The following is a 6796-nucleotide window of genomic DNA, read 5'->3' on the forward strand; positions in this document are numbered from 1 at the left end:
CAACATGACCGATCGCAATGACGCGCTCGGCATCGCACAGATGATGCGCGTCGGGCTGCTTAAACCGGTCCACGTCAAAAACTCCGGCCGGCCACTCGTTCAGAGCCGAGTTAGGCCGCAGTCAAGCAGGCCCTTGAAACTCGGCGCGTCACCTGTCATATAATTTTGCGACAGTTGACTAACGGGGGGGATGAGCCATGGTGGTTTCGGCTGAGAAGATGATGCCACCGGAAACCGGTGGAACCCTGCACAGGGTGACGGAACTGCTGGGCGGCGCCAAGCTGCTAGCGTGGCGCGTCACTAGCTCCCTGGACGCGCATGAGATGTTGCTACGAGGCCTACCGCCTTCGGCACTGGATCATCTTGTCGGGCAGCTCACCCATATTCAGAAGGCGGATTCGCTGGAGAAGGCGTTCGGCATGAGCCTGCGAACCTATCAGCGGCGCAAGGACGCGCCCGCAAAACCGCTGAGCCAGGAGCAGAGTGGACGGGCGTGGAAGTTCGCCGAGATTCTGTCGAAGGCAACGGATGTTTTCGGTTCGCAGGCAGAGGCTGAACAGTGGTTCGAACGCCCCGCGATCGGCCTTGACCAGCGTCGCCCGATCGACCTTCTGGCGACTCCGGCCGGCGTCGAGCTGGTAGAGGACTATCTGACCCGGCTCGACTACGGTGTCTATGCGTGACGCCATTGCCGAGCGTGCTTGGAGGCGCCGAGCTAATAGCTTGGCGCCTCGATCAAGCCATCCATGCATCGACCTGGGATAGCGGAGAAGGAGCCTATCGGGTCGGAGGGCGATGGAATAGCGCCGGAGTGCGTGCGGTATATTGCGCGCTCGATCCTGCGACGGCCATTCTCGAAGTTGCCGTCCACAAGGGCTTCTGGGTGCTAGACACCGTTCCCCATGTGATGACGGCGGCCGTTATTTCAGACATTGCTGCAGTCCATATCGTCACGCCGGATCGGGTACCGAATCCGAATTGGCTGCGCCCTGGCATCCCAAGTGCCGGCCAGCAGGTTTTTGGCGACGATCTGCTACGGCGGCATGCATTTGTCGTTGTTCCGAGTGTGGTTTCAACCCATAGCTGGAATTTGCTCTTCACGGCCGCCAGGCCGGGCTATGCGCGCCGAGTTCAGGAGTCGTTCGCGCTCGATACCCGACTTCATCCGCCGTCAGCGAAGTGACACGACATAGTGCCGCAGAACAGCGGCATGGTTCTGTTGCAAATTCCCGCGGCGCCATGGAATTTGGGGGTTCGTGCCGTTTCACGCCGCTGCGATAATGAAACTGCGCTGCGAACTGCTGGGCTTTGTCATGCTCCCCCTTCGTCGAGTGCCTCGAGCCTGCGGTGCAGATCGGTTACCTTGATGGCCTCGGTCGTGCCGCTTTACCAGACCGTCATCGGCTATGGCGCCGCCAAGCCGCTGCAGTTCACCCCGGCGCCGAACGAAAATCTGTTCCTCAACCGCATGCGTTGGGGGGAGTGATTCGAGTCCAGCTGGCATTGGCACGTTAACTGCCGGCGGGCGTCAGGGCCTGAACGGGTCGTCATCGGGTTCGCACGCCAACCCATGTCTTGGTCGACCGAATTCGGTTCCTCGCGAAAGTCATGCCCTGAATCGGGTCGGCTAATCACCCTTTTGCCTGCGCGCCCCGTTCGATTTGTCAGCCGACCGGTCGTACAATCCCGAAGGAGGCGATTCATCGGGCCCGCCGGTGGCGAATACGTCACTATCCGCTCGAAGCCATGCCCCAACCAAGAACTGCGCCGCACGTGGCAGGGTGGGGCTATTTCGAGCAGCTCTTGTTCTGCCTCCTAATGAGGAAAGCGCAGCTTCGACGGGCGCAGTGTTCCGACTCCTGACACGGTTTGCCCAAGCTCGAACGTGCCGAAATGCTAATAACATGTCAGTTGTATCTTGCTGCAGCGTCTGTAATCCTTCCTTTCGGGAGGATCGAATGAAAACACATCTCATCATCGGTGCGCTGCTCGGACTGGCCGGGCTGAGCGAGGCCGCAGCCCAGGTGCCGATCCGGGTCTTCGCGAACTCAGCCCATCAAACGGCGTTTCAGGGCACACCTAACAGGCCCGAAACCAATCTCCAGGCGGCTTTCGAGCGCGAGACCGGGTTCAAGATCGTCTGGGAAACGGTGCCGTGGCCGCAGATGCAGCAGAAACCTGCTCCGGACCCTGTCATCTGGTACATCGCAGTTCGACGTCGTGATGATCGAGAGCAGTTGGCCCTCACGCGACGTTCTGGAAAAGTTGGTTTCGCTGAAGGAGCGGCAGGCCCAGGCGCTCGAACTCGCCAAGATATTCCCGTCCATGCTCGCCGCTTACCAGCTTGACGGCGATCTCCGCGCGGTGCCGATCCGCTCGAATCCTCAGATCATCCACTACAATAAGCAGATCTTCGAGGAGCGTGGCATTACCGCGCCCAAGACCTTCGAAGATTTCCTAGCTGCCGCCGAGAAGGCCTCGCACAAGCGCGCGGACGGCGCCTCGGTCTATGGCCTAGCCATCAAGCCCGAAGAAGACATCATTACGACCGTCAAGGCTATGGGCGGCAATGTTCTGACGGATGATCACGAAGTAAAGGTCACCGAACCGAAGACCATCAAGGCGATCGAACGGTTGAGGACGCTGGTTGAGCGCGGCGCGCTGCCGCCGAACTTCGCTTCGATGGACGCCACCTCCGTCCAGACGATGATGCGCGAGGGCCTGGCTGCAATGTCGCTGTTCGGCGACAACTATTACAACCGCTTCAACGATCCGGCCTCGTCCCGCGTGGCCGGCAAGGTTGGCTTCTTCGCAATCCCCGGATCGGCCGAAGGCAGCTTCGCTCCGGCCAAGATGGCATTCTGGGGGGCAGCATTCCCGGCCAACGGCCGGGCCGAGGGGCGTGAAGCCGCCTGGACATTCATTCGCTACCTCGCCTCGCCTGCCGTGCAGTTGCGAATGGCCCAGAATGGCAATGGTCCGGTCGATCCCGAGACACTCGCCAATCCGGCCTTTGTCGCGGCCGCCCCCTATAGTGCCGCTTCGGCCGCCGCACTCGCGAACGGCGCCTCCCCGCTGCCGGTGTTCGAAGGTGCCAATCAGGTACGCGACATCTTCGTCAAGGAGGCTGTCGCCGCCATGATGGGCCGTAAGTCAGCACAGGCCGCCATGACTGATGCGCACGCGCAAATCCAACCTCTCGTCGCAGCGCGGCGATAAATTCAGGGGTGGGTCCGGGAATGAACGCGCCCTATGCGCTCTCGAGCCGCGACATCGTTTTGCGCGATGTCGACGTGCTCGTGCTCGGCGGCGGGATGTCCGGTGTCTTCGCCGCATTGGCGGCCAAGACGCCGCACCTGAGCGTCGCCATCGTCGAACCCAGCAATATTCTAGGCGGCCAGGGCACCGCAGGCGGTGTCGCCGGCTTTGTCGGTGACACCGCCCGGGTCAATTACATCTTCGCGGATCTGGTGGCGCGCCTCACCCGCGCCGGCAAGATCGAGCCCTATCGCAGCAATGACGACCGCCGCGCCTATGATCTCGAATCCTGCGGCTTCGCCTTGCAATGCATGCTCGACGAGGCCGGGATTGAGACTTGGCTGCATGCCGCAGCGCTTGATGCCAAGGCTGAGAATGGGAGCGTCACCGAAGTTCTGGTGCGATGTGGGCCGACCCTCGTGCGCGTCAGCCCCCGAGTTGTGATCGATGCGACCGGTAATGCGGTGATTGCCTCAGCCCTCGGCTGTCCTGTCACGCATCTTGGCGCGCGCGAACAATTGCCGATGAGCCTCTATTTCACCCTCTGGAACACCCACCAACTGGTGCGCCCGCTGCTGCCGGAGGGCTGCCCGAGTTGGGAGAGAGACGACGAGCTGCCTATGACGTCCTTGCACGGCTTTGCCGATGGCCGGGTCGAGGTGAAGATGAAAGTCGTCGGCTTCGATGCGGCTGATGGCTTCAGCCTGTCGAAGGCTGAAATCCATGCGCGCCGACAGATGATGGGCCTAGTCTATTATCTTCAGACGCGAGGCTATGGCGGCCGACACACCATCAATGGTGGCGCGCCACTCGCCACATATACGCTGGCTCATACTGCTCGCAGCATCGGCCAACGCGAAGGCCGGCGCATCATCGGCAAAGCGACCTTGACGGATGCGGATGTCCGCAGCGGCGCGGTGTTCGACGACGCTGTCGCCGTCGGCACCTATCACCTCGACTTCCATTGGCCGGCGACGGAGCGGCGTGCAGGAACGGGCGTCACCGACATGGTCGAACCGTATCACATCCCGCTCGGCGCGATGATCCCGCAGGGCGCGAGCAATGTTCTTTGCCCCGGGCGTTCCCTGTCGGGCGAGCAACTGGCGCTGAGCTCCTACCGGGCGATGACGACATGCGCCCAGATGGGCTTCGGCGCGGGTAAAGCGGCAGCGCTCGCCGCAGCGCACGGCGGCGATATCGAGCGGATCGACATCAAGACTCTACGCCGGGACATCGAGGCAGGCGGCCAAAGTCTCGATCTGTCAACCTACGGCGACTATCTCCGTTGTCTGCGCCTGATCGACGAAGACACCGGCCTCGTGGCGGAAGGCGAGGCCGAGCTGAAACTGGTTCGCGCTCGCAACGGCCGGACCTATCTCGCCTGCCTCCAGCGCAGCGGGAAACTCACGATCTCCCTGCGCTTCCACCGCCACTGGTCGACCGTTGCCGTGACGCAGTTGGCCGGGCCCGCGCGACTGGTCAGATTTGCTAGTACAGGCGACGGGCTGCTCGACATGCAGCTCTCCGATGGCGGCGGCCGGCTCATGGCCTTTCGCGGTGAGGTCGCCCTCGCCTCTGACCGCGCGCCTTTGTCCTTACAGCTTCTGCCGGAACCGGGTTTAACTACCGCCTCGACGCTTGAGCGGAGCGAGAGTCTCGATGGCGGCAGCATAGCCATGGACGATCAGTTGACCGTCATTGCTATCTCCCCGACTGGGGCTAGCGCCGTACGCAGCGATTGCCGAACGTTCCAGACAACACTGGTCGCGCGCATCCTGGACGGCCACGAGATTCAGCTTTACCGCGCCGACGGGGCGGCGCGCGCGAACGGCGCGCACTTGATAGCGTTTGTCAAAGCGCCCGCAAAGGAGACCCGTTTCCTGATCCTTAGCCACGACCTCAATGGTGCCGTCACACCCGACATGATCGCGACTCCAATAGGTATCGCCGTCGCCTTCAGCGATTTGGACGGCAGGATCCGCTTGTGGGAAGGCGCGCTTGAGCAATTCTCGGCGCTGGGTTCGCCGGCGCCAGACCCGAGGGAGCTGCAGCGCGCACCTTACCAGGATCGGGTTCTGCTGGCGGGAGCACTCGGGGATGCCCGCCAGGACGCGCGTTGAGTTGAAGCCCGGCGCGGTAGGCCACGTAGCGAGCAAGCTCGCCCCCTTGCGCAACTGGTCGCTGGTGATGCCGCTTTATGCGCTTGTCACCGCCGTGATCGTCTTGCCCGAAATCTGGGCGCTCTATCTCAGTTTTACAGATTATTCAGTCGGCCGTGTTCCGAATTTCGTCGGCCTGAAGAATTATCGCGCGACCCTCGCCGCCGCCGATTTCTGGGCCTCGACCTGGCGCACGGCGGTTTTCGTCGCGATCGCCGTCAGCCTCCAACTCGCCATCGGACTTTGGCTCGCCTGCATTCTCGTGCGCGTGAGGCGCTTTCGCGCGCTGGTGATCGCCTGTCTCGTCGCTCCGATCGCCATGAGCCATGCGGTCACGGCGACGATGTGGAGCTATCTGCTCGATCTCAATGTCGGCCCGATCAACTACGCCATCGAACTTCTAGGCTTTCCCCGGCAGCAATGGCTTTCCTCGGATTCCCTCGCGCTTCCGGTTGTGGCCTTGATCGAATTCTGGGCCGGCATGCCCCACGTCCTCATCTTGCTGTTTCCGATCCGGGCGGCGCTGTCGCCGGAGATCTACGAGGCGGCCGAGATCGATGGTGCCAGCCCATTCCAGAGCTTCCTCAGCATCACGCTTCCCTTGATGATGGCCGGGTTGCTAATCGCCGCCGTCTTCCGCGTCATCATCACCATGCGCGCTTTCGGGACTGTCTGGATACTGACGAAGGGCGGACCGCTCGAGGCCACGCAGATCCTCTCGATCTATCTCTACAAGGTAGGATTCAGCTACTGGGAATTCGGACGGGCCGCCGCCATCGCCTGGCTCATGCTGCTGTTGACGGCCGCTGCCGCCAGCATTCAGGTCATCCGGCTTTATCGGGAACACTAAGATGGAGTCGTCGCGTGCAAGGCTGGGCTGGATAGATCGTATTGTGCTCGGAATTGCCGTGTTCGTCTCGGTCGTCCCGATCCTGGTGGTCGCGCTCTCGGCCCTGAAACCCGACCGGGACATCTTCTCTTATCGGCCGATCCTGCTTTTCTGGCCCACGCTGGCGAATTTCTTCAGTCTCGGCGAACGCTGGAGCAAGTTCATGCTGGGTCTGGCCAACAGCGCGGCTGTGACCGGCGGGTCGATTCTACTCGTGCTGGCCGTCAGTCTTCCGGCCGCCTACGCCTTCTCGCGCTTGCCGCAATTCGGCGTGCGGCGCTCATCGGCGGTCCTGCTTGCGCTGAAGATGTTGCCGCCTCTGGTCGTCACCGTGCCGCTGTTCCCGATCTTTTCGAGCGTGGGCCTTGATGATTCCCGCCTCGGACTGGTCCTGGTCTATGCGGCCTTCGAGGTCAGCCTAGCGGTGATGATCCTGAAGACCTTCATCGACAACGTTCCGCTGGAAATCGAGGAGGCCTCCTTTCTCGAC

Annotated in this window: 6 protein-coding genes and 1 pseudogene; all 7 read left to right on the forward strand. The window is 62.1% G+C overall.

Annotation, left to right across the window (positions count from 1 at the left end; genetic code table 11):
* Nucleotides 1–136, forward strand: a pseudogene (locus tag AC1DRP_RS33635) (IS110 family transposase); the annotation flags it as partial.
* Between the two features lie 82 nt (nucleotides 137–218).
* Nucleotides 219–683, forward strand: a complete 465-nt coding sequence (gene parS / locus AC1DRP_RS33640) for a type II RES/Xre toxin-antitoxin system antitoxin (protein ID WP_441508527.1) — start codon at nucleotides 219–221, stop codon at nucleotides 681–683.
* Nucleotides 680–1183 carry an RES family NAD+ phosphorylase gene (locus AC1DRP_RS33645; RefSeq protein WP_441508492.1) on the forward strand — a complete coding sequence of 168 codons (504 nt, stop codon included), beginning with the start codon at nucleotides 680–682 and terminating at the stop codon, nucleotides 1181–1183. Before parS ends, AC1DRP_RS33645 begins: the two co-directional genes overlap by 4 nt.
* Before the next feature lie 1040 nt (nucleotides 1184–2223).
* Nucleotides 2224–3219: an ABC transporter substrate-binding protein gene (locus AC1DRP_RS33650; protein ID WP_476770791.1), complete on the forward strand. Its 996-nt coding sequence runs from the start codon at nucleotides 2224–2226 to the stop codon at nucleotides 3217–3219.
* A 20-nt stretch (nucleotides 3220–3239) separates the two neighbouring features.
* Nucleotides 3240–5378: an FAD-dependent oxidoreductase gene (locus AC1DRP_RS33655; protein ID WP_476770792.1), complete on the forward strand. Its 2139-nt coding sequence runs from the start codon at nucleotides 3240–3242 to the stop codon at nucleotides 5376–5378.
* The gene (locus tag AC1DRP_RS33660; RefSeq protein ID WP_476770793.1) at nucleotides 5356–6267 is read left to right on the forward strand and encodes a carbohydrate ABC transporter permease; all 912 of its coding nucleotides are present in this window, start codon (nucleotides 5356–5358) and stop codon (nucleotides 6265–6267) included. Before AC1DRP_RS33655 ends, AC1DRP_RS33660 begins: the two co-directional genes overlap by 23 nt.
* A gap of 1 nt (nucleotide 6268) precedes the next feature.
* The coding region (locus AC1DRP_RS33665; protein ID WP_476770794.1) for a carbohydrate ABC transporter permease at nucleotides 6269–6796 on the forward strand (528 nt) is incomplete at its 3' end.

The organism is Allobosea sp. 01N443 (assembly GCF_056399325.1).